Annotated in this window: 25 protein-coding genes and 1 tRNA gene; 10 read left to right on the forward strand and 16 right to left on the reverse strand. The window is 53.1% G+C overall.

Annotated features, from left to right (window positions below; translation table 11 throughout):
- Nucleotides 1-157: 157 nt before the first annotated feature.
- Together SH421x_RS24380 and SH421x_RS24385 are read left to right on the forward strand one after the other, a co-directional pair.
- Nucleotides 158-436, forward strand: coding sequence for a type II toxin-antitoxin system TacA family antitoxin (locus tag SH421x_RS24380; protein ID WP_488852623.1), 279 nt, complete (start codon nt 158-160; stop codon nt 434-436).
- Entirely contained in the window at nt 429-959 is a 531-nt protein-coding gene (locus tag SH421x_RS24385) for a GNAT family N-acetyltransferase (protein WP_488852624.1), read from the forward strand. Before SH421x_RS24380 ends, SH421x_RS24385 begins: the two co-directional genes overlap by 8 nt.
- A gap of 36 nt (nt 960-995) precedes the next feature.
- Here the strand turns inward: SH421x_RS24385 and SH421x_RS24390 are convergent.
- A tRNA-Arg gene (locus SH421x_RS24390) sits at nt 996-1,068 on the reverse strand.
- A 131-nt stretch (nt 1,069-1,199) separates the two neighbouring features.
- On the opposite strand from SH421x_RS24390, the gene SH421x_RS24395 reads away from it, so the two are divergent.
- A complete protein-coding gene (locus SH421x_RS24395; RefSeq protein WP_488852625.1) occupies nt 1,200-2,348 on the forward strand; it encodes a tyrosine-type recombinase/integrase in 1,149 nt (382 codons plus the stop codon).
- 267 nt (nt 2,349-2,615) lie between these two features.
- The gene (locus SH421x_RS24400) at nt 2,616-4,721 is read left to right on the forward strand and encodes a hypothetical protein (RefSeq protein ID WP_488852626.1); all 2,106 of its coding nucleotides are present in this window, start codon (nt 2,616-2,618) and stop codon (nt 4,719-4,721) included.
- Nucleotides 4,722-4,988: 267 nt separating this feature from the next.
- On the opposite strand, the gene SH421x_RS24405 is transcribed toward SH421x_RS24400, so the two are convergent.
- From SH421x_RS24405 to SH421x_RS24445, 9 genes are all read right to left on the reverse strand, one after another.
- Nucleotides 4,989-5,219 carry a helix-turn-helix domain-containing protein gene (locus SH421x_RS24405; RefSeq protein ID WP_488852627.1) on the reverse strand — a complete coding sequence of 77 codons (231 nt, stop codon included), beginning with the start codon at nt 5,217-5,219 and terminating at the stop codon, nt 4,989-4,991.
- Nucleotides 5,220-5,296: 77 nt separating this feature from the next.
- Nucleotides 5,297-5,512, reverse strand: coding sequence for a helix-turn-helix domain-containing protein (locus SH421x_RS24410; protein WP_488852628.1), 216 nt, complete (start codon nt 5,510-5,512; stop codon nt 5,297-5,299).
- A 2-nt stretch (nt 5,513-5,514) separates the two neighbouring features.
- On the reverse strand, nt 5,515-6,330 hold the full coding sequence (locus tag SH421x_RS24415; protein ID WP_488852629.1) for a ParB/RepB/Spo0J family partition protein: 816 nt from the start codon (nt 6,328-6,330) through the stop codon (nt 5,515-5,517).
- A gap of 32 nt (nt 6,331-6,362) precedes the next feature.
- A complete protein-coding gene (locus SH421x_RS24420; RefSeq protein WP_488852630.1) occupies nt 6,363-6,593 on the reverse strand; it encodes a hypothetical protein in 231 nt (76 codons plus the stop codon).
- 29 nt (nt 6,594-6,622) lie between these two features.
- On the reverse strand, nt 6,623-7,201 hold the full coding sequence (locus SH421x_RS24425) for a hypothetical protein (RefSeq protein WP_488852631.1): 579 nt from the start codon (nt 7,199-7,201) through the stop codon (nt 6,623-6,625).
- A gap of 3 nt (nt 7,202-7,204) precedes the next feature.
- Nucleotides 7,205-8,683 carry a type IV secretory system conjugative DNA transfer family protein gene (locus SH421x_RS24430; RefSeq protein ID WP_488852632.1) on the reverse strand — a complete coding sequence of 493 codons (1,479 nt, stop codon included), beginning with the start codon at nt 8,681-8,683 and terminating at the stop codon, nt 7,205-7,207.
- A gap of 46 nt (nt 8,684-8,729) precedes the next feature.
- The gene (locus SH421x_RS24435; protein ID WP_488852633.1) at nt 8,730-9,077 is read right to left on the reverse strand and encodes a hypothetical protein; all 348 of its coding nucleotides are present in this window, start codon (nt 9,075-9,077) and stop codon (nt 8,730-8,732) included.
- A gap of 75 nt (nt 9,078-9,152) precedes the next feature.
- A complete protein-coding gene (locus SH421x_RS24440) occupies nt 9,153-9,419 on the reverse strand; it encodes a hypothetical protein (protein WP_488852634.1) in 267 nt (88 codons plus the stop codon).
- 215 nt (nt 9,420-9,634) lie between these two features.
- A complete protein-coding gene (locus SH421x_RS24445) occupies nt 9,635-9,862 on the reverse strand; it encodes an RNA polymerase sigma factor (protein ID WP_488852635.1) in 228 nt (75 codons plus the stop codon).
- Nucleotides 9,863-10,995: 1,133 nt separating this feature from the next.
- Between SH421x_RS24445 and SH421x_RS24450 the strand changes: the two genes are divergently transcribed.
- Complete coding sequence (locus SH421x_RS24450) at nt 10,996-11,565, forward strand: recombinase family protein (protein ID WP_488852636.1); 570 nt, start codon at nt 10,996-10,998, stop codon at nt 11,563-11,565.
- Complete coding sequence (locus SH421x_RS24455) at nt 11,562-12,182, forward strand: DUF1643 domain-containing protein (protein WP_488852637.1); 621 nt, start codon at nt 11,562-11,564, stop codon at nt 12,180-12,182. The genes SH421x_RS24450 and SH421x_RS24455 overlap by 4 nt, the downstream gene beginning before the upstream one ends.
- A 9-nt stretch (nt 12,183-12,191) precedes the next feature.
- Here SH421x_RS24455 and SH421x_RS24460 read toward each other — a convergent pair whose 3' ends face one another.
- The 4 genes from SH421x_RS24460 to SH421x_RS24475 form a co-directional block, all read right to left on the reverse strand.
- Nucleotides 12,192-12,605: a hypothetical protein gene (locus tag SH421x_RS24460; RefSeq protein WP_488852638.1), complete on the reverse strand. Its 414-nt coding sequence runs from the start codon at nt 12,603-12,605 to the stop codon at nt 12,192-12,194.
- Nucleotides 12,595-15,228, reverse strand: coding sequence for a MobF family relaxase (gene mobF / locus SH421x_RS24465; protein ID WP_488852639.1), 2,634 nt, complete (start codon nt 15,226-15,228; stop codon nt 12,595-12,597). The genes SH421x_RS24460 and mobF overlap by 11 nt, the downstream gene beginning before the upstream one ends.
- Nucleotides 15,229-15,412: 184 nt before the next feature.
- Nucleotides 15,413-15,739 carry a type II toxin-antitoxin system RelE/ParE family toxin gene (locus SH421x_RS24470; RefSeq protein WP_488852640.1) on the reverse strand — a complete coding sequence of 109 codons (327 nt, stop codon included), beginning with the start codon at nt 15,737-15,739 and terminating at the stop codon, nt 15,413-15,415.
- 3 nt (nt 15,740-15,742) lie between these two features.
- Nucleotides 15,743-15,970, reverse strand: a complete 228-nt coding sequence (locus SH421x_RS24475; protein WP_488852641.1) for a ribbon-helix-helix domain-containing protein — start codon at nt 15,968-15,970, stop codon at nt 15,743-15,745.
- 440 nt (nt 15,971-16,410) lie between these two features.
- Between SH421x_RS24475 and SH421x_RS24480 the strand changes: the two genes are divergently transcribed.
- Both SH421x_RS24480 and SH421x_RS24485 read left to right on the forward strand, forming a co-directional pair.
- Nucleotides 16,411-16,746 (forward strand): helix-turn-helix domain-containing protein, encoded by a 336-nt coding sequence (locus SH421x_RS24480; protein WP_488852642.1) that lies wholly within the window; start codon nt 16,411-16,413, stop codon nt 16,744-16,746.
- A gap of 408 nt (nt 16,747-17,154) precedes the next feature.
- Entirely contained in the window at nt 17,155-18,054 is a 900-nt protein-coding gene (locus SH421x_RS24485) for an ArdC family protein (RefSeq protein WP_488852643.1), read from the forward strand.
- Between the two features lie 219 nt (nt 18,055-18,273).
- On the opposite strand, the gene SH421x_RS24490 is transcribed toward SH421x_RS24485, so the two are convergent.
- A complete protein-coding gene (locus SH421x_RS24490; RefSeq protein WP_488852644.1) occupies nt 18,274-18,642 on the reverse strand; it encodes a hypothetical protein in 369 nt (122 codons plus the stop codon).
- A gap of 563 nt (nt 18,643-19,205) precedes the next feature.
- Here SH421x_RS24490 and SH421x_RS24495 point away from each other — a divergent pair.
- Nucleotides 19,206-19,910: an RNA polymerase sigma factor gene (locus SH421x_RS24495; protein ID WP_488852645.1), complete on the forward strand. Its 705-nt coding sequence runs from the start codon at nt 19,206-19,208 to the stop codon at nt 19,908-19,910.
- Here SH421x_RS24495 and SH421x_RS24500 read toward each other — a convergent pair.
- Nucleotides 19,875-20,339: a hypothetical protein gene (locus SH421x_RS24500; RefSeq protein WP_488852646.1), complete on the reverse strand. Its 465-nt coding sequence runs from the start codon at nt 20,337-20,339 to the stop codon at nt 19,875-19,877. The genes SH421x_RS24495 and SH421x_RS24500 overlap by 36 nt on opposite strands.
- Nucleotides 20,340-20,642: 303 nt before the next feature.
- On the opposite strand from SH421x_RS24500, the gene SH421x_RS24505 reads away from it, so the two are divergent.
- Nucleotides 20,643-24,560, forward strand: a complete 3,918-nt coding sequence (locus SH421x_RS24505; protein WP_488852647.1) for a protein kinase domain-containing protein — start codon at nt 20,643-20,645, stop codon at nt 24,558-24,560.
- Nucleotides 24,561-24,800: the final 240 nt, after the last annotated feature.

Raw genomic sequence — 24,800 nt, forward strand, 5'->3', positions numbered from 1 at the left:
CTGTTCCTGTCGATTCAGGTGGTTTGCTAGCGATTTCAGATAGGTGCAATTCCTTGAGACGGAACGCAGCAGGACCACGAAGTGGCAATTTGACTCACAATAAAAACAGAGTACAATGTACAGCAGATTGCCACACAGGTATTTCGGGAGATGAATCATGACTGCCACGAAAGCGGATGCTCGGATCAATGTCCGTCTCTCCAGCGAACTGAAGCAAACCATCGAAGAGGCCGCTGCCGCTCTCGGCCAAACGGTAAGCGAGTTCACCATCTCGACCGTCGTCCAGGAAGCTCGCCAGATCCTGCAGGCGGCTCAGGTCACACAATTATCTCAACGAGATCGGGACCGTTTCTTGGCCGCCCTTGAAGACGCCGATGCGAAGCCCAACGCTGCTCTCAAAGCAGCAGCTCGGCGATACGGAAAACGACGTGGCTAAGAGCCCCCAACCCAAGTGGAGCATCGAGCCGTTCGACCGCACTCGGCATGATCGCACCCAGTTTGATTGCGGCGTCCCTCAGCTCAACGACTGGCTAACTACTAAGGTCAGCCAATTCGAGAAGAAAGACCTGGCCCGGACTTACGTGCTGGTGGAAGAGAACCAGGCGACCGTGAAAGGCTACTACGCCCTCTCGAATCATGCAGTCACCTATGACGCCCTGCCGGAAGACCAGGCAAAGGGCTTGCCCAGGATCAGCGTGCCTGTGGTACTGATCGGTCGACTGGCAGTTGATCTCTCGATGCAGGGAAAAGGCATGGGAGAGCACTTACTAATCGACGCTCTCCGCCGAGCGGAATATCTCGCCCAAAAAATCGGAATCCGAGCCGTCGAGGTCGACGCCATCAACGAAAGTGCCCGGAGCTTTTATGAGAAGTATGGATTCGTTGCTTTGAAGGACAACCCGCGTCACCTGTTCCTGTCGATTCAGGTAATCCGCAAGCTGAACTTGCCGCCGTTGTAACGTTAAGCCGATCAGTCCAAATCGACGTAAGTCGAGTGCCCCCGGGTGGAATCGAACCACCGACACGCGGTTTAGGAAACCGCTGCTCTATCCACTGAGCTACGAGGACAAGGGTTATTTTTCCCGAGTTTAAGCCACTTTTTGGCGCCTTGGCACTAATTCCTGGCACTTTTTTGCGAACAACAATTCGCAAACTGTGCCTTTTTTCTTCGCACTGGGGTAGTCCCAGAGGAGATCGCCATGGCTCGTTCCAAGATCGGCCGAAAACGGGGAAGTCGAAACAAAGGATATTTCTATCGTACCGGTAGGGGTTGGTACACAAAAGAGGGAGGAAGGTTCGCGCCGCTGACCGACGAAAAGGGGGTGCGGTTGAAGGACCAGGGTCTCCCCGAGACCGTCATTAAGAAGGCCTACGCTCGCTACGTCGCGGCCGAGAAGCAGTCCTTAGCCCGCGTGCTGACTGGCGTCACCGTTCAGGAGGTCTGCGAGGCGTATCTCGCCAACTGCAAGGCGAACAATTCGCCGGCGACTTTCGTGATGCGTTCGACCAGCTTGTTTGACTTTTGTACTGGCTTCCCCGGGAAGTATCGCAATGGACGCAAACGGAATCCAGCCGATCGAATTCACGCCGGCTTCGGAAACATGCTGGTGGATGACCTGAAACCAATCCACGTCGACCGCTGGCTGCAAGCCCATCCCGGCTGGAATGGCTCGAAACGATCCCACATCCAAGGGCTCAAGCGAGCCTTTAACTATGCCGCCAAGCAAGGGATGATCGAAACGAATCCGATCAAGGGCTTCAAGGCTCCCAAGGGAAACGGCCGCGTTACTTACATTTCGCCGGAGCAGGAAGAGGCGATGATCGAGCACACCAATTCTACATTCGGCGAAGCCATCCGAGTGCTCATCCGGACAGGAGCCAGGCCAGGCATCGAATATGCCAGCCTGACGGCAGCGAATGTCACCGACCACGGTGACAAGATGGAGTGGGTTTTTAAAGCGGAAGAGTCGAAGACGGGCCGGACGCGGATCATCTATGTAACCGACCCAACCGTGATGGCGATCGTCCGCCGCCAGCTTCAAAAGCATCCCAGCGGACCACTATTCCGCAACACTCGCGACAATCCTTGGACCATGGAAGGGCTCCGCGCCGCATTTGATCTCGCCAAAGGTCGATTGAAGAAGCAGGGGATCGAACTCGACAAGGACGCCTGCGTTTACGCCTTTCGACACACCTATGCCAAACGTTGCCTGGATGGCTATTGGACTCAAAAGCCGATCAGCGTGGAAACGCTATCAAAGCTAATGGGAAATTCTGTCGAGATTTGTCGGGAGCATTACTTGGCATGGGATCAGCGTTATACTGATCAGCTTTGGGCTGCGTGTTAATATATCTTTGGGCGTCATTCCGAATTCAGGGAAACATCTGGCAAAGCTCCGACTTGAATCGCTCTTGTGGGTAGATTTCAAGGCTTTTGTGTCGCACTTCCCGTGCGTGGGCTTTAAGCAAGACCACATAGATATGGTTCTGGCAATTGAGTTTCGCTCAATCATCGAACTGTAAAACGGAAACGAACCAAAAGCAATTCAGCCAACGATGCATGCAGCTCATTACAGCAATACTAATTATTCGACTAAGCAAAGGATAAATCCGACATGCAGTATTACGGGCTTAAATCCATTCTGGCGTCGCAAAAGAAAACAATTGCGTTGAAATCCCAATCTGAGTCGTTCTACACGAAGTCTGTTCGAGTAGCTCCATACGTCGAGCCGACATTTAGCAAGGAAGAATACAAGACCGAGAAGCCTGCTATTATGCTCGTTTCGGCTGTAGGCGCTTCCGGAAAGTCCACAACTGCACATGCCCTCGCTTTTGATACGGGCCTGCCCATTCTCGATTTAGCCAAGCATAAACCAGTCGGAGACAACACACTTACAGGCATCCTCACCTCCGCGTATCCGATTGAGGAGATTGGGACGGTGCTCGAAGGACTGCGTTCTGGCTCATGTGGCGTCATCATTGACGGCATCGATGAGGGGCGTTCCAAGACTACGGAAGAGGCGTTTGAAGCTTTTCTGGACGATCTTATTGAGCGATCAAAGGGGGCGAGTTCTACGACTATTATCGTTCTCGGTCGCAGTCAAGTGCTCCTCAGCACTTGGTGCTATCTCGCGGCAAACGAGGCAGACGTTGGTTTAGTTCGAATTGATCCGTTTAGTTTGGATCAAGCCAAGTGTTATATTGACGCTTACACAGTACAAACGAACACAAGTCAACATGCAATGTACGAAAATGCCCGAGATTCAGTCCTAGAAAAACTTGGGGTTGCATTTACCGCACCTGATGATCGAGAGGACGCATTTCTTTCATTCCTTGGCTACCCGCCTGTGCTTGACGCAATCGCAACGCTTCTACGCACTGAACCAAACTATCATCGGATTCAGCAAGAACTGAACAGTGATGCGAACGAGGACCTAGAAGTAAAATTGCTCATTCGGATTGCTGATTTTCTACTACGTCGAGAACGTGAGGAAAAGGCTCTACCGAATTTCATTGAAGATATCGTGGGTAAAGCGGATGCGGCATTCGCTGAGGAACTGCGACACGTTCTCTACAATGAAGACGAGCAATGTGCTCGAGTCCTGGCCCGAGCACTTGCTCGAGACTTCCCTCGGCGCGTTGTTTCGGATGTGGCGCTAAATGAAGACTACGAGAAAGCATTGACTATATGGTGCCCGGACCACCCGTTCCTTGATGACAAACGCGTTAGAAATGCTGTATTCGCAGCCGTCGCAGTTACTCGCTGCGCACTAAGTAACATTCCCGAGTACCAGGTGCTCGCCTTAGATTATGTTGCGAGCCATCGCCCGACCTATCACCTGCTCTATATCATGAAGCAACTGGTGTCAGATGCTGAAGTCGACTTGCCATTTTTCAATACATTAATACAAGCATGCTCCGATTTCGTAAGCAACGGCCACGAGATTCAGGTCGAAATCAATGGGCTCTCCTGGGAAGAGCCAGATCTGCCTGCTATCTCTCCTGCTGAGTTGGAGATTTCGATCTCAATTCCTAAAACTAATCAACAACGGATTTTCAACTTTATTGGATCGATATCCGACACCGACATCGTCCCGCTTGGCCCGTTCCTCGCTAATGCGACCATCACTTTGCCATGTGAAGTCGCTATTGTTGGTATTCCGGCCGTCGAATGTATTGGAATCTGCCAAATAATAGCAAAACGAGCCCAGATAGAAACTCCAGACCTTATCATCCGCGGCATTTCAAAAGGCGAAACGACGGAAGGCAGTGAATCGGGTTTGTACTTAGACGTCATGGAAGCTCAAGGCCATGCCGGTACCGTCACGATCAGAGGCGGCAGCTTGGAAATCGCTTGCGTTCAACACGGACTTGCTTTTCCGCTCGCGAAGTACGTTCAAAAGTCGGATAAAGTAATTGCAGATCCTCAGTTAGCAGAAAAATTTCGTAGGCTGCGACGCATATTGTCGGAGTTCGCGTCTCACAGCAAAGGGGGACTTGCCAAGTATCGGGCTAAGATCGACCATGAGCGAGTCCTGAGAGGCACGATAGGTGAGAACGTTCTCGGACAGCTGCTAAAGGAAAAAGTACTCTACATGGATACTAAGTTTTACTACGTTGATGCGGGCGTGCTTTCGAAAGTCCTTGGCACCACGTGGCATGAATTGCGCCAACACAAATTGTCTAAACAAGTTGAGGAATTCCTCAAAAGAGTGAAATAGGTACAAGAGGCTACATGCATTGGCACTCCTTGCCAAGCACAAAAAAAGCCCCCCGCGCGTCTCCACTTCGGGCACCACCTCAGTGCGGATTGTGACCAACACTCGATATGGTGAAAACTCCTTCGAAATGAGATGCAATCACAGAAACAAGATCAGCTATCTTGCTGCATCTTTTTCGTCCGAAGTGGAAACCAAGTGGCAGCCGCAGTTTGATGAGAAAAGGCGATTGAAATTTGTCGTTGGAGTCGGCGTCGACGACTGGGGCGATCAGCTCCAAACGTTTGGATCAATACGAGGAGCCTTGCGCTGGGCGGCCCTCTTTTGCTCCTGCGGCTTGACGTTCGCTTCCACAAAGTCGTCCAGCCATTCCTGGCGGAATCGCAGGGTCGCTCCTTTCTTTGGTTGGAAGTAGCGAATGATCCCTTGGGCCACTAATTTCCGCAGACCGGATACCGAATAGCCGAGGTAGTCTGCGGCCTGTTTGATCGTCATCATCATGCGTTTTCGCTCAACAATGTCAGAGCCGAAAAACCATCCGTGGTGCAAGGTAAAGGCTGGCATCCAGAGCCGTTGACTTATTTGGCATAGGGTGAGGGAAGCAGGCCGAAATTCTTAAAGCGGACGATTTCGTTCGCATGGACTATCCATTCCTGCGAACGACCGCGACCGCAAGGCCGCTTCCGGGCAACCAACCGTTGGGTTCGGCACCATTCCCGCACGGTGTAGGTTGCACGTCCGACCATCGCGGCGACCTCCGCCGGGCTGAACCATTCCTTTTCTATGTCCGACATGACTAGGCTCCTGAGTTCTCGACCGACTGAACGCGAGCCCGGTCCTGCAGGATCCGAGCGACCGTGGAAACATCGAGGCCTTGACCGCGCGCTTTGCGGCACTCACGGATCAATTCCTCAAGCATGCCGATTAACGATTCCAAGTTGAGCCCGATCGCCGATTTGACGGAGATGGCGCCGCAGGCCAGTTGGCAGCTCAGTCGCTGCGTCTTTTTCTCCACGGTCTTGGCCTTTTTACGGACGCGGGCTTGGATCTCGTCCCGAGTTATTTCGCCGGCAACCGTCTTGCGGATCAACGCCTTGCGCTGCTCCCCCTCGACGCGCGACAGGGCATAGGCGGATGAGGGAGGGATTTTGCCTGTGCGAACAAGCTGCTGCTCCTCGTCGGTTAACTTGCCGATCGACAAGATTTTGGTCACGGCGGCATTGCTGATCGCCAAGCCTTTCGCCAGCTCCGAAGGAGTCCAGCTATTTAGCCGACGGAGTCGCTCGAAAGCCAAGAACTGATCCATTGGGTTGATGCCTTTTCGGTGGCAATTTATTGTCAGCTGCGCCGCCAGCAATTCTGCTTCGGTCGGCCGTTTCTCCAGCAAATGAACCGGCAATTCGCTGAGTCCGATGGATCGCGCCGCTTGCAACCGACAATGCCCATCGCAGAGCAAAACCTGGTCTCCGACGGTAAAACCGATCAAAGGAACCTGCACTCCGTGCAGCGCGAGCGAACTGGCCAACTCCTCGACATCATCTGGCCGCAAATCTTGACGGGGATTGTTGGGATCGGGAACGATTTTTTCGATCAGTATCAATCTCACGTTCATGAAATGACTCCTGCAAAGGATTGGAAAAGGTATCAGCGTTCCAGTTCAGGAGCAGGCATCGTTTGTTCCTGCTCGTAACCAACGGTCTGCGTGTCGGGATTGCGAATATCGGCCACTTCGCCTGGCGTCCGCGTGCCGTACAGCCCCATCTCGGTGTCGGCGATGCTCTCACGCGAGGGATTCATCGCATTGCGCACCTCGCGTAGGCCGAGCCGTAACATGGCGGACGCGTGGCCCGCGCCGATCTTCGGTGAATCTGACATGGATCAATTTCTCCTCACAATGCGGCTCGTTAACGATGCTTGCGGAAACGTTCCGCCAGATTTTGTTGCTCGACATAGGCATCGTGCAGCGCCGACACCTCTTCCTTCTGATAGGTCTCGGAAATCGCCATCTTCACGATGACGGCAGCGATGCCGCCTAGCAGAAAAATGCCCATCGGCGGACTGATGACAAATCCGAGAAACGTGAGCACGAGCATGGCGTTCACTTCGCAGCGCCCCTTCCACTTCTGTTCGTCGAGTTGAAAGAAGCTGCACAGCACGGAATCGCCGCTATACATCGAATGCCGGATTTGCCCCTGGTTGTCGTACCACAGTGAGACGCCCCGCTGATAAACCGTGAGCGCGAGGATTCCCCCAAACAGGACGATCGTCCACGTCATGTCGTACTCAGGACAGACAAAACTGGCGAACAGCATCGGCCAGATCGCCGCCAAGATAAGTGTGATGCCGAAATACTTCCGGCCAAAACCACGACGCAACAGCAGTTCCCAGGGAAGCGCCCAGATGAACGCCCCCCAGTAAACCAACGTGATGGTGTCGGATAGCGAAAAGCCGTCCGACTTTTGCGATTGATCTTGCATTTGCATGCGTTACTCCTTGCGTTGATCGAAAGTGACAGGAAGATAAGTTTTGCCGTTGGCGTTCCAGACGCGGCCACCTTGAAAGGCGACGGCGTCCACGAGAAAGTTATTGGCGGCGCCGCCGCTGCGTAGTCCACTGGACCATTCCCAGGGCTGAATTTCAGGTTCCCAAGATTCGCTGAAACCGGCCGACTGATTTTTTCGCGGATTGAAGAAATCGAACGCTTGGTCCGGTGACGATTGGCTATTGCTGTTGAACATCAGCCGCTTCGTTTGCCCAATCAGTTCGCTTTGCCACTGGCAAGTGACGGGATCGTCTTGGGCATGAAACAGCTTGAGGCGTAAATTTCCGAGCAGCGAATCGATAACATGCCGGCCGGTCTCGCCGCCTACAGCTTCGTACATGCCCGGCAGGTTTTGCGTAACGTAAACAGTCGCCACGCGACTGCTGCGAGCTGTCGCTTGGAACGGCGCATCGAAGCTCGTCAAAAACTGCTGAGCCTCATCGCTGAACAAAAAGATGGGACGCGGGCTCACGGCGACGTCATTCCGTTCGGCTGCGCGCTGCCAGACGAATTTGAAGGCTGCCTGGATGATCCGGCCAATTTCATTCCAGCGGAGCGTGGGGAAGTCGAGGACAAAAATCTTGCCCTCGCGACAAGTATCTGGCGTGATCGTCGTATCACTGAAAAACGTGTCGCGAATCGCTCCCCGCTGAAACAGATCGACCATCGTCGTATAGGTGCTGACGATGCTGCTTCGGGGTTTCCCATCCATCCCAGCGTATTCGCGCGTCCAATAGAGTAGCGAAAGCTCAAAATCTTTAGTTTGACTCGCGGATAAATGCCGATCGTCGGCGCGACAGAGCATCTGATAGCAATACGATTTCTCACGCCAGCCGACATCGTACACCTCTTCCGCCGATCTCGGCGCCGACATTACGAAACGATGGAGGTTTTCCAGCGTCACGGGCTCGTCCGCCAGCACGAGTGGAAGCAGGGCGGAACGCAATAGTTGCAAAGCTGCCCGCTCGAAGTATTTATTCTCGCCGGAGCCGCCGCCGTTCGACCGATCTTTTTCGGCGATCTCCAAAATGATCCCGAATAGCTGAATGACATTTTCCAAGCGGCTCGTCTTGGTATCGCCGCCATGCGACAATTCAAAGTCGAGCAGATTCAAGCGATGCGGCTCATTCGGGCCAAAGATGACCAAGTCGCTTTCACGACCGCATTGCTTGGCGTAGTTCTCCACTTCGGTACGGTCGCCGGGCTTCACGCAGAGTACAAGGCCGCCAAAGCCAGCCTTCAACATCCAATGCATAAGACGGCGCGCAGCGCCCGAGGATTTACCGCTGCCGGTTGAGCCGAGGATCAGCGTTCCCATGACCGCGTCGGACAAGCGGAAATAGTCACGTCGACTGAAGGCGCCCAATGGCAGATCGAGCGACCAGCGTTCTAACGTGAGCGTGCTTGGTTGATTCCACCACATGACAGTCCCTTTCCTCAAATTTGCATTTCGGAATGACGAAATTTTTCTAGTGACTTTGCGCTTTCGTTCCCTGCGAAATTGCCAGCAGCTCTTTCTTTCGTCTCGCCGTGTCGACCGTCAGCCAAATCGCGCCGATCGCACAGGCGACCATGATGCCCGTCATCGCCAGGAAGTATTCCGCTTCACGGCCAGAATGGATCAGTTGCAACGAAATCCCGTCGATCGGCGTTCCGTCGGCATAGTGCCAGCCGTCTTCTGCCACGAGCGATTCCGGCATGCCGTAACGGCCGAACGTCCAGCGGTTTCCGTAGTACATCGCCTGATTGGCCGTGACGATCACGAAGATCAGCCAACCCAGGCTGGGCGTGAACTTGTTCCAGATGAAATTGCTCATGCGTCATCTCCTGAAACGGTCGCCAGGTCCGGTCTCTACTGATCCCGGACCTGGAAAACCGTCGCCATAGGCCCCCTATTCCCCATTGACCCGCATTGCTCCATACACGCCGCAGAATAGCCAAGCGATCGGCGCGGCGAATCCTGCGGTAAAGAAGGAAGCAGCGAGCAGAATTACGAGCGGGACGAAGAAGTCCGACCAGCTTTCGAGGTATAGACCCGTTCCAATAGGGCCGAAAAGCACGCCTGCGAGAAAGGCAACGCCAGCGCTTTTTCCTGGTTTTACAGGAGGACCATTTTTGGCGGCCTTCAGACCTTCGTGAAGCAACTGATGAGAATGCATGGTGAACTCGGTTTTTTATGGTGTTTCGAAGTGTTACATTCGGGCTAAAAGAAATAGCTATTGGGGAAACAAGTTGGCCTTTGTAAGTGCGAAGCATCTATGAACTACTTCGCGTGTCGAGTGGTGGTCCTCTTTGATTCCACTGTCGCTCCTTCCAAGTAACTATTGACGCAGACTTCGGATATCTTTCACCTTGAGACAACGAATTTCGCAGATTAGTTTTCAGAGTTGATATAGTCATTCAATTCTTCTTTCAGCTTTTGCCGCCCCCGAAACCGCCGACTATCCATGGCCTGACGCGTGATTCCTTCTCGAGCGGCCGCCTCCTCTGAAGAAAGTTCTTCGTCGTATTGTCCGATTACCGCATGGCGTAGCGACGTAGGCAGCGAATCGATGCCACGTCTTACTTTCAGAATTACCTCCTGCGCTTCGACGGCGTCCACGGTGTGTCGGCTTGCGTCGACAATTTCAAACGAATCAGTGAGAAATAATTGCCTGTTGCAACTCCGGCAATGCTGTGCGCAAAGATTCTGTAAGGCCTGATAGGCGTAAGGGTGCAGTGGCCTGTCGTCGCAAGTTTCAAATCCCCGCTCAATCATCGTCGCATGCCACATTTGGCAAACGTCGAAAGCATCCTCATAAAAATTGCATTGTCCGCGACGGCGGAGAATCCTGCGTGCGGCTAATAGCGGCGGGCTATCTTTGCCACCGAATCTAGTTTCTAGGAGTTGATGCCACTCGGCCGATCGCCTCTTACGTAAGACCAAGATCTGCTGAAAGTCGATTTCCAATGCCTCCCAAATATGTCCCGATTTGGCTTTCTTGGTACGTTTGCGATGAATTTTCATATGAGATCTCCAGACGGTTCTTCCGTGCCTTGTGCTAGCGGTCGCCTGGTGTACATAAACTCACTGCATGCATGCAGTGGATTTGTAGAAAAGACAAACAGGCGGCCGTTTTGACTCTGAAAAAAAGGGCAAAACTGCCTGAAAGCCAGCAAACGCTAACGGCGGTCCGTTTGTAGATTTTTCTTAAAAACAAGGATCGCTTGAAAAACTTGCAGCCCTACTTATCTGGGGCGGCTATGAGAATGGCCGGGAAATCTCTAGCTCATTACAGAGAGACAAAGATGCGGATCACGCAAGTCGAAGAGATGATGATTCGTCCCACTTCGCCGTGAGGCGGTGGAACGACGGCGGAGGACTCTTCTCACTCTGACTTTGCAGTCACTTCGTCGATCGAGGAGTAACGAATGGTACGCCCGCGTAATACGCTTCGACCAAAGGTAATGTCGACGCCCCAAGCCCAAGTAAATCTGTTCCGGCATCGAGATACGACTGCAAGTGTCCTCGCCTGGGTTTGGAGGCATGGAGAAAGGGATTCAACCTGTTCAGCATCTGTTTCCCTGGCGGTCACAGGAATTGGTCAAGAAAACGGTCGTTTTCTTGACGCCTAAGGCTCGGGCGATCGTGAGCAGGTTTTACTTGCAAATAGCAGTAAAACAACTACGTAAAGAAATCAACGGTAATCTTGCAGCCAGTTGCAATGAGTTTCTTTACGAATTGATGGAGGATTAATGAAAATTGGCTACGCTAGAATTTCGACTGTCGTACAAAATCTGGAAATGCAACGAAAATTTTTATTGGAAGCCGGGTGCGAGAAGATTGTCACGGACGTGGCCAGCGGTAAAAATTCGGATCGGCCCGGGTTGGAGCAATTGCGAACGATCCTTCGCCGAGGTGACTTGCTCGTCGTATGGAGACTTGACCGTCTGGGGCGATCACTCAAGCACCTGATCGAGCTGATCGGCAAACTGGAAGAGGACGGGATCGGCTTCTTGAGCCTGCAAGAGGCGATCGACACCACAACGCCAGGTGGCAAGCTTACCTTCCACTTATTTGCCGCTTTGGCGGAATTCGAGCGCAGTCTAATCCAAGAGCGGACAAAAGCAGGGCTCGAAGCCGCTCGTGCAAGAGGACAGCTGGGCGGGAGACGAAAAGCGCTCAATGCCTTAGAGAGAGAAATGGCGGTCGATCTTTATTGGCTAAAGAAGCATTCGATCCAACAGATTTGCAGGGAGTACAATATCTCAAAACCAACACTTTACGCTTACATTCGGGAAAAGACGACCGAAGCCAAGGAATGATCCTGATGCCAAGAGTGAAAATTGCCAGCATCGGTACCCAAGCCTTGTTCGGAGGCGACTTTCGGGCCAGGAATTATGAAGGCTGGCAAGTCTCGTGGGAGTCCCACGAATTACATCGCCTGTGGTGTCACCAGAGCAAGGACAACGCCAAGCATCTAGCCGGCATAGTGATGTTTAATCCCGGTAGTCTCACCGGAAATGGGGATAAATTGTCTAGCGACGATACCTTGCGAATTGTCCGAAGTGCAATGCCGGACTCGACAGCAGCACTGGTCATGAATCTATTCACTTTTGCCGGCATGCCAAAACAATTGTTTGCAAATTGGGAGCAACGCGACTGCACTAATTTCCAAATCCAACAGCTATGTGATTTACCTCTAAAGGCAATTCTGTTCGCCTATGGAGACGCAGGTCAAAACGGACGACAAAATGCCCCCTTCCGAGACGCCGTGCAAAAACGTATCGCACAAATCCGAAAAATATTCAACCACGTTCCTGCAGTAGAAGTCCCGCAAAAACTTATATGCTTATCCGGCAATCCCAAGCATCCAAAGCACTGGAAACTTAACGGCCTGATACCTCAAGTCAAAGCTGCCATTGGGTCTTTGATATCTTGAAGCCTTTGCTCATTTTATCATTTCAACGTCAATGGCCTCCACCAGCGGCTCTCCCTCATCAACTTCAAAGCTCTGAGATCGATTGGCGACGCGAATCTCGGCGACGCGGTGCTGGCAGATCAGGCGGAAGAGGATTTGTAAATTCCGCCCCTGCACCTTTAATTTGTGCTGCGTGAAATCGAGCGTGAATCCTAACGCAGGATCATTGGCCGACGCACAGTAGAAATAAGAATAAGCGAAGGCCTGCGCCGAGCCATCTGCTTGACGCATTACAAGACACAGTTGCGGATGCCGACTGATCCGCCCCTGAGCATAAGCAGAATACTCCGCCTCCTGCTCTTCACTACTGCGAACGCCCGTCTCGCCGCTTGTTCGGCTCGGCTTTTCTAGAACGGAACGCAATATTCGACTTTCAGTATCCATAAGCAAGTTGCTCCCGTTTATGAGGACGATCGTCCTGACGGCAGATGGTCAGATCACTGGTTCGCTGGATAACTCGGTTCCGCGTGGCCCGTTTCAAGAGTTCCGTCGCAGCCAACCTCGGGGTCGATCTCGCGACCGCGTCCCTGAAATTCGCCTTATCATCCGTAAAAATCAACGCTTGGCGTTTGCCACGCGAGACCGAAACATAAAGCTGTTCCTGGCTCGCCGCCGGAAACGATTCGGAAGATTCGGCGATCAAAACCTTGTCGTAGGTTTTGCCTTGTGAGGCATGGCTTGTCACGACATAGCCGGGTGCGATAAAGGCGTGGTTCTGGGCAACGATCCAATTATTTTCCAGCCGGATGTCCCCTTCTTGCGTGAAGCCGGCAATGCGATAGATCGCTCCATTGTTCAGCCGATGTTTTTGATCTTTTGTCGTGCCGTTCGCGGTGAAGCGAATCGGATCGCCGGCGGCGAAATTTTCTTCGCGGAGTTTCGCCACTTGATACCGATCGGAATATTTCGCCAGTTCAGGATTGAGAGCCTCCGTAACGACGATCCGCTCCCCTTTGCGATGGCCCGGAGCGTTTTGCGTAAAAACGATCACATCCCCCGGTTCGATCATCGCCGGGTCGGCCCGCTCCGCTGCGGTTAGTCCCTTCGTAACAAGTCGCGGCAGTGAATGCTCCGTTGCACCAAGCAGGCAGCGATCTTTTAACTCCTGGCGAATTGCCCGAGTAATTTTCTCCGCCTCAGAATGCGTCGGCGAAATCACCAGCGGCGCCTTTTGATCTTGGACAAGCGTTTCGGCATATTCCTGGGCGATCGCCTGCAGCCGCGACTGGTCATCCAGCTCTCGAATCCAACCAAGTTCATCAAGTAGCTCGAAGCCGGCACCAGCTCTGCCATGCGCGAGGTGGGACACCGCCTCCCGGTAGACGCCTTGCTGCCGCTGGATTGAGTTGACGACAGCCGGCTTGATGCCCGCCTCTTGCTGAAGCAGCCGCATGGCGGCACCCCGTTCGACCGAGCCATGCTGCCGCCAATCACCCGAGAGAATCACCCGGGCGTCCAACCGCTCCGCCAGATCAAAGACTTGCTTTATTTGCCGCGTGCCCAGCAGCCCCGCCTCATCGATCCACCAAACTTCTCCTTGCGCCGCTTGTTGCAGTTTTTCATTAAGCAATAACTCCGCGACTGTTGTCGCCTCCGCGAATCCTTCGGAGCGTAGGACGCCGCGACTCGCCTCAGCCGACGGCGCGAAAGCAAAAACGCGTTTGCCACCTGCTTCGATTCCGGCCACCGCCTCTTGCATGAGGCTCGTTTTCCCAGTGCCCGCCATCCCTTTGATCATCATCACGGCATCGCGGCTCGTCAGGACATGCTGCACCGCCGCTTGCTGGCCGGTGTTCAGCCATTGGCGTTCGATCGTCCAATCGGCATTTAAACGCTCTGCCAGCCCACGGCCATTTTTGGCATAGGCCAGCATCGCCTCCTCTTCGGCCAAGACTTCCTTCGTCGTAGCCATCGCGCGACCTTGCCAGCTGCGGACCAACACGCCTTGCGACTGGAGTTCGCGCTGGATGTTCTTCCCATCGATGTCGCCCAGCCCATAATTCAGCGCCTCGGCCAGCAGTTCGCGCAGCGGTATGACCGATTTTCGTTCTAGGCAATGCCCAATGGCATGCCGGGCGGCTCGCTTGATCGCTGTCGGATCTCGCAACCGCTCGCCTGGTTCCGCTGCCGCAATCTGCTCTAGGGTCGCCGCTTCATCCTCGGTCAGTCGCTCGCGCCACAGCTCACGCAGCTGCGGCAGTGACAATTCCGAATCTTTCTTTTCACGGGTTTTAGCGCCGAGCGAATCTTTGGTATGCGGATCGATCACGCCTTTCTTTGCGGCGTGCTCTTCAATCTGCTCGGTGCGCCGCGAGAATTTTTTAGCCAACGGCTTGGAAATGCCGCTCAGATCCCAACTCTTGCCTTGTCGCGTGACGCCATAGCCGAGATCCTGGAGGTTGCCAGCGAGCCGCGCGTTGAACGCCGCCTGGTAGTAAGGAGCGTCTCGTTTGATATCGCGAAACTGCGCCGCTTTCCAGCGATCTTCTATTGTGTCAAACGTCTGATTGAAGACGAAGCAATGGGCATGCAGATGCGGATCCGGCACGCCGCCGACCGGCCTAGCGGTAAAGTGGATGAATTCAGCCCAGGTTAAATTGCCGGTCGTTCGTTCGTCGTCACGACCACGCAGGCGAATCCGCGTTTTAGCGTCTTGCTCGATCTCTTGCATCGTGTCGCGGACGGCGCTGCGGAAGGCGTCGAGAATGGTTTCATCGCCGCCCAGCATATAGGAGAGCGACACGCCCTTGGGAACATGAAAATTCATGTCGTACCCGACTGTTCGATCGGATCGCGTGCGGGGAGTCAGTCGCTCCTCTGTGCCGGGAATTTTGTTCTCACAGAGCGCGTTGAAATCTTCCTGGCGGATCAGACCCGCCAGCCCCAAACGCGCTGCGCCTTGGCCTTGCCAAACGCCTGCTAACTCTTGCCCTTCCGTGTAATAATCCGCCTTCGAGTAGTAACTCTGGGCGCTGGCGGACGATCGGTTCTGGATGATGCGAAGCATGTCCCCACTATAGCGCTATTTGCTTCGCGGGGCAGTAGAATTCGTACGCCGTATTGCTATTGCAGGGCGATCCCGGTTTGGGACGACTGTGTCACGACAAACTGGCGCGGCGATCGCTTAAGAAGAGCCGTCCGACGCTCACGCCAACGGCAATCGAGAAAGCAATTAATAGTGCCGCTGGCTATTAATACCCGATGTCGCTTGGCGTCAGATCGGCTTGCGCCGTGTGTCGAATGCAGAGCACGACCACCCGGTCGCTTTCGATCAGGAACAACGCCCGGTAAGTTCTTTTGCGACCGTAGAGAAGCTGCCGCAGTTCATCGGGAAAGCGTTTGTTTTCGCGGGCGAGTCCGCAGCGAGTCGGATGATGTTGCAGCGACTGCAATCTTTCAACAAAGCCGTTGAACCACTTTTGGGCAATGCCGACGTTTTTCGACTGCTCCGCGATCCAGTCGGCGGCGTTGTTCAGTTCTCGCTCCGCCTGTCGCGTCAGAACGACTTGAAAGATCATCGGTTACTGCGACCAACCGTGACGCTGGCGAATCTCGGCGGCGACGTCTTCCAAGGGACGGACAAAGCCCTGCTCCAGATCATCCAGTCCCGCCTGAATCGCGACCAGATCATCGTTCTGCCGCTTCAGGGCAGCCAGGGCGTCGCGAATCAGATCACTTTCCGAGCCGTAACTGCCGGCTATCATTTGTTCTTGGATCTGCAGTTCCAGATCCGCGGGAAATTCATGCATCACAAGGTTTTCCTTTCAAGCCTGCTTGGCGGCCGCTGATTCGCCGCTTTTTCGCTTCATTTCTTAACTTTGAGAGTAGCAGGCGGCTCTGGAATTGTCACGCGGAATCGACCGCCGGCAAGGCCATCGACTTGAGTAAGCGGATCCTTTCCGGAATCGCTCCACGATCTTTACGGGATGCTCCCACGCACAATTTCATTTACAGGACGGGCCGTTACTGCTACGGATCGAGCGATGATGGAGCGTTAGACCTCCAAGAACTTACGATTTTGGCTTCGTGTTCATCCGAAAGCCTCCCAGTTGGTTGGGAGGGTGGCGGAATAGAATACCGCGTGCGGAAATACGCCACGAGCCAGTTCTTGGCTGTCTAAACCTCCCGGCGCCACCGGAAGCTCCATCAACAACGGATGGAGCGACCTATGTGGCAATGCGATACCAGAATGGAATTTGATCAACGACTGGGGCTCCTGCTGCGGCTATTCCGCGAACAGCGGGGACTGACGAGGCAGCAACTCGCCTCTTTCCTCGGTCCCCCAATCCATGAGCAGGATTTGCATGATTATGAGTTTGGCCTGGCTTCGGTGCCGACCTATTTTCTTGGTCGCTTTTCTCAAACGCTCAATATCCCCTTGGCAATTCCGCTGATCGATTTTTCGCATGAAGATCTGGCGGAGTGGCATTTCTTTCAGAACTATTTGCAGTTGATGCCGTCAGCGCGGCGACATGTGCGCCGGCTTGTTACGCAATTTTTGGCCGACTTGCCGGAGATCGGATAGGTCACGATTCTGTCATCGTTGATTGCAAGCAGTGTCGGGCATCCCGGCTGCCGCCGTCGCGCCCATTCCAGGCTTCGCGGATGCTCGGTCGCTCGCGCGACAACTTCGCCCCTCCAGGCCACTGATGCGGTCGGCCTTTTTTAGCAAGGCCTTTAATCGTCGATGCGCGGCTGGAGTTCCTGGGAATTGGGGGCTTCCCCCCGGGCCGTCAAGGATCGGGCCTGGCGCCCGGGACAGATTCCTTCCCCTCTTCCGCGTTCGCTGCTCTCGCTTGTGCAGAGCGGCGCCTTCCCTCCCCGGCGTCCTTGACCTCCCTCCCCCCGGACTTTGGGACCTTCGTCCCCCGCGCCCAAAAGCATGTGCTGCTTTGGCACGGGGTGCTTTTCATTTCTGACGGAGGTTTTACCAATGGCCGCAACTACCCAACGAGTCGACATTTACGAGCAAGTCACCACCCAAATTGTGGCGGAGCTAGAACGGGGCGTCCGCCCGTGGTTCAAACCATGGAACGCCGAGCATGCAGCGGGACGCATTACGCGACCGCTGCGTCACAATGGGACGCCGTATCAGGGAATCAACGTGTTGATGCTCTGGGCGTCGGCCGAATTGGCCGGGTTTCATTGCCCTTACTGGCTCACCTTTCAGCAGGCGAAGCAATTAGGCGGGCATGTCCGCAAAGGCGAAAAAAGTTCGCCGGTCGTCTACGCCAGCACCTTCAAAAAAACGGCAGCGAGCGAAGAGGGTCAGGAGATCGAAGCGGAGATCCCATTTTTGAAGCAGTACGCTGTTTTTAACGCCTGTCAGGTGGAGGGCTTGCCCGAGCGGTTTTATGAGTTGGCCCAGCCGCCGAAAGAAACGCTGGAGCGGATCACGAAGGCGGATGCTTTTTTTGCCGCCACTGGGGCCGATATCCGCACTGGCGGCAATCAGGCTTGCTACGTCGTCAGCGAAGATTTTATCCGCATGCCGCCGTTTGAATGTTTTCGGGACGCTGAATCGCACGCGACCACTCTTGCCCATGAGCTGACCCATTGGACGCGGCCCGCTTCGCGGCTGAACCGGGAATTTGGCCGGAAACGCTGGGGCGATGAAGGTTACGCCATGGAAGAATTGGTTGCTGAATTGGGGTCGGCGTTTCTCTGTGCGGATCTTTCAATCACGCCGGAGGTGCGAGAAGATCACGCGGGCTATATCGCTAGTTGGCTGAAAGCGCTGAAGGATGACAAGCGGGCGATTTTTTCGGCGGCTTCGCATGCCAGTAAGGCGGTGGAGTTTTTGTATGGATTGCAGCCGATACCGGAAGCTTGATACCGGTGGTTAAAATCGGCCAGACTGCCAACTGGCGGCCTGGCTTGATGCCAAATAGGTCATGGCTCAAGCTGTTCGCAAGAAACAACCGCTTTCAAACCCAGGACACGCCCTCCTAAGCAGCGAACGGCAAAGGTAACCCGGCGGCGGCCGCGTGACTCTGATTTCAGAAAACGCCCGATCCGCCGCTCGGGTTCACCGCGTTTGTTCGGCGAGCGATTATGGATTCTCAAACATCGGCTTAAAAGCTGGACTATCGGCGGCAACAAATTCGCGAGTGACGACTTGGAAGTAAGTCTCCGGAGTTGCTTCGACGACGGTGTAGTTCGTGTTATTTAGCCAGATGTAGAAGTCGTATCCCGTCTGATTTAAATTGAGATCTTCAAAGCGGAAGCGATTGTCGGTGAGACTCAACTCACGGACGCGACTAATCTCAGCATTGTGGGGGTTGTGAGCGTGAAGCTCGACACCCTGGCCTGACTGAAAATTGCCGGTGATTTCAACGACGTGGCGACCATCTTGTCGCCACGGGATTCTGACGAACAAGAGTGTCGACGAAACTAGATTTGTTACTACTTTAGATTCCATTGCGATTCTCCTTTGGGATATGGTGAGACACAGGTATGAAGTGGACCCCAATTTTAGGACCACGGACGCGGTTTCTTTAGTTTGCCGCCTGCAATATTATTAGTTTTCCATCTACTCCAGCCGGCCCACCACCCTTGTGTCGATAGCGGACGTATTTTTCCGTGGTTACCCTTTCATGGCGCCACTTGACGGGGTTCTAAATGTTGTTGTAAGTGATCCAGGACGCATCCCCAGCTTGAACCTCAAGATCGTCCGGACTGGTTAATACCTGTCCCTTGTTTCTCATCACCTGGTCTAAAAAATCCTTTCCGACCTTTTTCTTCAATCACTCCAACTTGTATTGCAAGTGAGCCTGAAGACAACCAAAATACGTGCAAGCAACTACCGCAACAGCATCCCCTGGTCCATATGACTCCGACCAGAGAACATTCCAGCCGTCGCTCTCTATTTCGCGTTTCATTTCTTCGAACGTCGTAGGCATTCTAATTCTTTCTGGTTGAAACAAAGGTGATTGACGATATCGGTATCTTGAAGGTGACTCAGGCAAGCAAAGACTATTACTTTTGAATCGCCAGTCTTTTGCCTTCCGAGTTATTAAGACGAAAAACCTTTCCAGAATGGGCGAACGGATGGAAGAATTTGTTGATTTTTCTGAGCGACTTGCAGATTCACGTGCTGGCAACACACAAGCTCTGGGGGAATTGCTGGAGAAATATCGCCCCTGGTTGTTGAAACTCGCCGGTCGCAAGTTGGCCCCTTGGATTCGGCCACGCATTGGCGAGTCCGACGTAGTGCAGGGCTCGCTCATTCAGGCTGCGATTGCATTCATGGAATTTTCTGGCAATACAGAAGCGGAGTTTCGTGCTTGGTTACGCACTTTATTCGCGAATCATTTGATTGATCGTCAGCGAGAATTCGCTGCGCGTAAACGAAATGGCGGTCGTGAGGAGATGGCGTCGGAGTTAGTCGCAGCAGACTCAACGACTCCTAGCAAAATCGCGGTTGCTCATGAAGATGCGTCGCGTGTAATTGACGCGATCATGTCGCTCGATGAGGAGTCGCGAGTGGTTGTACAACTGAGATACCTCGAAAACCTAGGTTTCGAGGACATCGGCAAGAGATTGAGCCTGTCAAGATATGCAGTAAGACGACGTTGGACGAAGGCGATAGAGTCGCTGGCGCAATTACTAAAAGATAGCGAGGTTTCGCAGGATGGTTTGACCCCAAAGGGGTTACCCGTGCCCGTTCAGGAACTCGATCCAATCTAGGGAATTCCACTCCTTGGCTAACGCTGCAAGTCCGCCTGGTGCCAGGCAAATGCCTAAGGCATGCGATACGGCGAGGCCAAGATTAAGCATTAAGTATTTTCTGAATGGTGCAGGTCCACCCGTCTTAATGAGGACGGTCGCGTAAAACACAACTCCCAATAAACGGGCAATAATCGCTACCAAAACATTTGTTGGCTGCTGTAGCGGGCCAAGCGCCGTAACAAAATAGAATATGGCCAGCGCCACAAGGCAGACAGCAATAAGTCGTAGCAAGATTTCTGCAGATCGTGACTCGTTTGGAGCGTCATTCGAAATAACAGGCAATCCGAGATCCGCCGCAGCATTACCGGGGGAAAACAAGAATTTCCAACTGCCAGTGAGGTTTACGAACACGCCAAATAACAATGATAACGATAGAAATGTAATCATTGTTAAGTTGCTCGCTTAAGTTGTCTGTTGGGTTTGGCTTCGGATTCGCAGGACGTAATGTTCGATGTAAGTGTATATCGAAAGATTTGCCAGTGCCATGCAGATTTCGCTGGATTTTACTGTCACGCAAAGGCTAAATATGGCGACACGTATTTTGTGCAGTTTGTTCTGTCGGCTTTTCGAAAAATGACAATCCCGGATCGAAGTAATGCTGAAGACTGCAAATCGGAAGATGGCCTAGCATCGCTCCTAATCACATTTGATTCCATACTTAGGGCCGGGACGCCGCCCGCAACACTTAGTGTGTTTATTGAAGACAATCTTCCTCCTCTCGAGTTTGAACGTTTTCTTGCCGCTCGAGGATGTGTCGAATTGTTGAATGAGATATTTCGGCCGTCGTGTCTCTCTAGTAATACTTCTGCATCCCAAACCAGTGATTTGGATTCCGCAGACAATCGCGCCAATGTGCTTGGCGATGCATTTGTGGATAGATTTGAGATAGTGCGGAGAATCGGGGCAGGCGCTATGGGCGCCGTCTACGAAGTCCACGATGCTGCTCGGGATATGCGATTGGCGCTCAAAGTCCTAAAGACAACAGATCCAGGTGGAGTACAGCGATTCAAGCAGGAGTTTCGCTTGATGGCTGGAATTTCGCACAACAACCTAGTGTTGTTGGATCAGCTGTTTCAGCACAAATCCTCATGGTGCTTTACCATGGAACTTGTCGATGGAGTCGATTTCCTGCACGCGTTTCGCTCAAATCGAAATTCCCATTCATTCCTTGATGAGAAAAGGCTAAGCCACCTGCTTCGCCAGGTCGTGCTTGGCATAGAAGCCCTTCACCAGAGAGGCTTGCTCCACCGGGACTTAAAGCCATCCAATGTCATGGTAACCCCTGAAGACAGGGTAGTCGTGGTCGACTTTGGCTTGGCGGTAGAATTTGAGAGTAGTTTTGGCCAATTCGGTCAGCTGAACGAATTGGCCGGCACTATGGAGTACATGTCACCAGAACAGGCGGCATGCCAGACGCTATCGCCATCGTCGGACTGGTATAGCCTGGGGGTATTGCTCTTCCATGTACTTACGAGCAAGCTGCCATTTGAGGGATCGACGGCATTATTGGCTAAACAGTGTTGCGCGTCTCCTTTGGTCACGGATCTCGAGCCGCGCATCCCCCGTCACTGGAATGACCTCTGTCGCGACATGTTATCAAGGCTGCCCAAGCACAGACCAAGCGGGCGACAAATCCTAGACCGGATACATCGCATTGAGGCGATTCTTTCGCGCACTTCCTCCGACGGGATTGCTCCACTTGAAGTCAATTCAATTGTTGAGTCCGAGGCAAATATATTTGTGGGACGCGAAATGGAGTTCAAGCAGTTGCAGGATTCCTATGATGCAATGACTCATGGAGCACCTTTACTTGTCAGCGTTTTTGGTGAGTCTGGAGTTGGAAAAACGACGCTTGTCGAGCAATTCCTTAATGTGCTGGAGAAGAAAGAAGGCACTGTTGTGCTAAGAGGGCGGTGCCATGAACAGGAATCTGTTTCCTACAAGTCACTCGATTCGCTGATCGATTCTCTCAGCAAATATTTGAAGCAATTGGATTCATCAGAGGTCAGCAAATTGCTCCCTGATGACACCAAGTTACTTGCCCAATTGTTTCCTGTCTTGAATACGATTCGCGTGGTAGCTGACGCGTCCATGCCGCACGATCTACAGTCCGACTTGCTCGAAGACTTCGCTATGGTTCGGCGGCGAGGGATGGAAGCGCTCCGGCAATTAATAATGCGAGTCGCTCGTGAAACTTCGCTGGTATTGTTCATTGACGATTTGCAGTGGGGGGACCAAGCAGGCGCCGCCATCCTAGCGAACTTGATTCACGGACTGGCTCCCCCAATGCTGTTGATTGTCTCGTTTCGCTCTGACCAAAGCGACTCTAGCGACACTCTGCAGTTGCTTAAGTTAGACGAAATAGATCCCTTCTCACGATTGGGAAGTGCGGAGGCGATACACTTGGTTCGATTTCAAAAAGTCTTTGTCAATATTTTACCTTTAACGCAAGTTGAGTCACTTCAACTTGCACGTCGACTCCTGGGAAATCATTTCGCAACGGTCGCCGACAAAGTTCAAGAAAGTACTGCAGAGTCCGCAATCGCAACGGAATCAAGAGGGCTTCCCTACTTTATCTTTGAGCTAGTTCGCTATCTGAAATCGCCTGAATCGATTCTGCTAAATCGAGTCGATAATAGCTATGAGACCGCATTGCGATTCAAGCTTGAATTGGATGACGTCATCTGGAGACGAACGCAGCTTTTGCCGGACTCAGCGCGAGCGTTGATCGAGGTCGTCGCAGTAGCGGGGCATCCGCTCAAACTTGATATCGCATGCGCAATAAGTAATGCTGGACCGTTTGACTTGCGTGTGTTTGCCCAGCTTCGGATTGGGCGATTTCTAAGAAACGTGGGAACAGAATGGGATGATTCTGTAACGACATTCCATGACAGAATCCGTACAGCGATTGTGGATCGGCTTTTGCCGAGCCGATGTAGAGAACTTCATCTAAGCTTAGCAAAAGCGATGGAGGCGGCGGGGGAAACTGAGCCAGCGACAATCGCCCGGCATTTCGACGGAGCGGGTGAAACCCGTCACGCGAGAAACTATTATGAACTAGCCGCATCATCTGCGGAAAAGGTATTTGCATTTGAAGATGCGATTGCGTTTTATCGGCGAGTCTCAGATCTAACACCCTCCCCGGAATCGTACTCGATTCTTCAAAAGCTTGGAGAAGCGTATGGTCACGCTGGCCGCGGAAGCGAGGCAGGAAGGACACTCGAGGCGGCCGCGGCGTGTGCACCCGAGGAGAGCGCCCACCAATTGCTACGTATGGCCGCCCGGCAATACTGCATCGGAGGACGATCGGATGAAGGAAGAAATCTATTACGTCGGGTCCTCGTGACAAGCGGAATTCGCTTGCACTCGAAGCCATTGTTGATTTTGTGCTCGCTACTATTACAACGATTGCGACTGAAATGGCGGGGACGAAAGTTCAAACTTAAAGAAACCCATGAAATAGCGCCCTTACTTCTGAACGAGATCGACTTGACCCTTGACGCTGCGTCCGCATTGGCGTTCCAAGAGCCTTTCGCGATGGCTTCGCTCCATACTCGCGGACTCATGCTTGCCCTTAAAGCAGGGGAACCTCAGCGATTGATTAGGGCGTTGTCGCTGGAAGCAGTCTTCTCGGCTGCTCCCGGTCGACGCAATCGTCGTTTGGTGGAAAGTCTACTAGCGGAAGCTCGAAATCTGGAACCCGAAGCAATCAAACCAATTTCTCAAGGCATGTTGCGACTTGGCGAAGGGGGAGCAGCTTTTTTGCAAGTCAAAATGCCAGAAGCTGTAGCTCCCCTCAAGGAGGCAGAGAGGCTGTTCGCCGACGTAAGTCCAAAGCCATGGTGGGAATTGACCACCGCACGGTCGTTGCTCATTTGGGCTCATATGCATTTGGGGCAATTCAACGAACTCCGAGAACGGCTTTCTAGCTACGAACAAGACGCAGAAGATCGAGGAGACTATTTTCTCCTTTCAAGTATCCACGGAGCCGGACGCCCGCAGACGCTTCTGGCTGATGATTTACCAAGCGAGGCACAGCAGAGGATAAAAGAGTTGCTACGCAGATCGCCGTACGAGCAATTTCAGCAACAACATGTTTCAATCCTATATTCGCAAGCCAACATTGATTTTTATCGCGGCGACGGAATTAGTACGCTCAATCGCTTTCGAAAAACGTGGCCAAGCCTGCGCCGATCGATGCAACTGCACAATCAGTTGGCTAGAGTATCGATGGTTGAACTGCGGGCACGCAGTGCACTGCTCGCCTTTCGTAACCGCGCGGACCGACAACTGCTAGCGATAGCTCGAGGCGATCTCGTCCGACTTAGGCGAGAGGTTGGTTGCTGGGTGCGCCCAATAGCCGACAGGTTATCGGCGGCGATTTACGATTCGCTGAACGAACTTGACGCAGCAACTCTGGAGCTAAGAAAGGCGGCAGACGGATTTCAGCAGATCGGATTTCAGATTTGCGCCGCGACAGCCAACCGCCGCCTTGGGCGGCTTTTGGGCGGCGATGAAGGAGCTGCACTTATCGCATCTTGCGATGAACTCCTCTCGCGCGAGTCAATAAAAAATGCGGAAGCTATTCAGCAGGTTTATTACTTCTAATTCGACAGGCTCGCATCTTACTGGTCCTCGGATTGCTGCCGATATTATCCCCTCTCTGGTATTCCACCGCACACACACGCGGCCTTTTGGATGGCGCTATGCAGCCGTCGCCGGCCGCTCAAGTCGAAAATCGGCTCCCATGAAGGTCACCCTGGAATGCCCCCATTTTCTGGTCCACTCGTTATGAGAGTTCGGGTTGGGTAAAAAGAATCGCAGTGAGGCTGTGATTTTTTCCAACCC

The organism is Blastopirellula sp. SH421, from assembly GCF_057808535.1.

Coding starts and splice junctions, on each gene's coding strand:
- SH421x_RS24430 (WP_488852632.1), bottom strand. CDS start 8,683: ATGTGGTGGAATCAACCAAGCACGCTCACGTTAGAACGCTGGTCGCTC.
- SH421x_RS24400 (WP_488852626.1), top strand. CDS start 2,616: ATGCAGTATTACGGGCTTAAATCCATTCTGGCGTCGCAAAAGAAAACA.
- SH421x_RS24475 (WP_488852641.1), bottom strand. CDS start 15,970: ATGCATGAATTTCCCGCGGATCTGGAACTGCAGATCCAAGAACAAATG.
- SH421x_RS24420 (WP_488852630.1), bottom strand. CDS start 6,593: ATGTCAGATTCACCGAAGATCGGCGCGGGCCACGCGTCCGCCATGTTA.
- SH421x_RS24410 (WP_488852628.1), bottom strand. CDS start 5,512: ATGTCGGACATAGAAAAGGAATGGTTCAGCCCGGCGGAGGTCGCCGCG.
- SH421x_RS24440 (WP_488852634.1), bottom strand. CDS start 9,419: ATGCATTCTCATCAGTTGCTTCACGAAGGTCTGAAGGCCGCCAAAAAT.
- SH421x_RS24485 (WP_488852643.1), top strand. CDS start 17,155: ATGGCCGCAACTACCCAACGAGTCGACATTTACGAGCAAGTCACCACC.
- SH421x_RS24500 (WP_488852646.1), bottom strand. CDS start 20,339: ATGATTACATTTCTATCGTTATCATTGTTATTTGGCGTGTTCGTAAAC.
- SH421x_RS24425 (WP_488852631.1), bottom strand. CDS start 7,201: ATGCAAATGCAAGATCAATCGCAAAAGTCGGACGGCTTTTCGCTATCC.
- SH421x_RS24450 (WP_488852636.1), top strand. CDS start 10,996: ATGAAAATTGGCTACGCTAGAATTTCGACTGTCGTACAAAATCTGGAA.
- mobF (WP_488852639.1), bottom strand. CDS start 15,228: ATGCTTCGCATCATCCAGAACCGATCGTCCGCCAGCGCCCAGAGTTAC.
- SH421x_RS24490 (WP_488852644.1), bottom strand. CDS start 18,642: ATGGAATCTAAAGTAGTAACAAATCTAGTTTCGTCGACACTCTTGTTC.
- SH421x_RS24405 (WP_488852627.1), bottom strand. CDS start 5,219: ATGATGATGACGATCAAACAGGCCGCAGACTACCTCGGCTATTCGGTA.
- SH421x_RS24415 (WP_488852629.1), bottom strand. CDS start 6,330: ATGAACGTGAGATTGATACTGATCGAAAAAATCGTTCCCGATCCCAAC.
- SH421x_RS24435 (WP_488852633.1), bottom strand. CDS start 9,077: ATGAGCAATTTCATCTGGAACAAGTTCACGCCCAGCCTGGGTTGGCTG.
- SH421x_RS24455 (WP_488852637.1), top strand. CDS start 11,562: ATGATCCTGATGCCAAGAGTGAAAATTGCCAGCATCGGTACCCAAGCC.
- SH421x_RS24470 (WP_488852640.1), bottom strand. CDS start 15,739: ATGATCTTTCAAGTCGTTCTGACGCGACAGGCGGAGCGAGAACTGAAC.
- SH421x_RS24395 (WP_488852625.1), top strand. CDS start 1,200: ATGGCTCGTTCCAAGATCGGCCGAAAACGGGGAAGTCGAAACAAAGGA.
- SH421x_RS24380 (WP_488852623.1), top strand. CDS start 158: ATGACTGCCACGAAAGCGGATGCTCGGATCAATGTCCGTCTCTCCAGC.
- SH421x_RS24460 (WP_488852638.1), bottom strand. CDS start 12,605: ATGGATACTGAAAGTCGAATATTGCGTTCCGTTCTAGAAAAGCCGAGC.
- SH421x_RS24480 (WP_488852642.1), top strand. CDS start 16,411: ATGGAATTTGATCAACGACTGGGGCTCCTGCTGCGGCTATTCCGCGAA.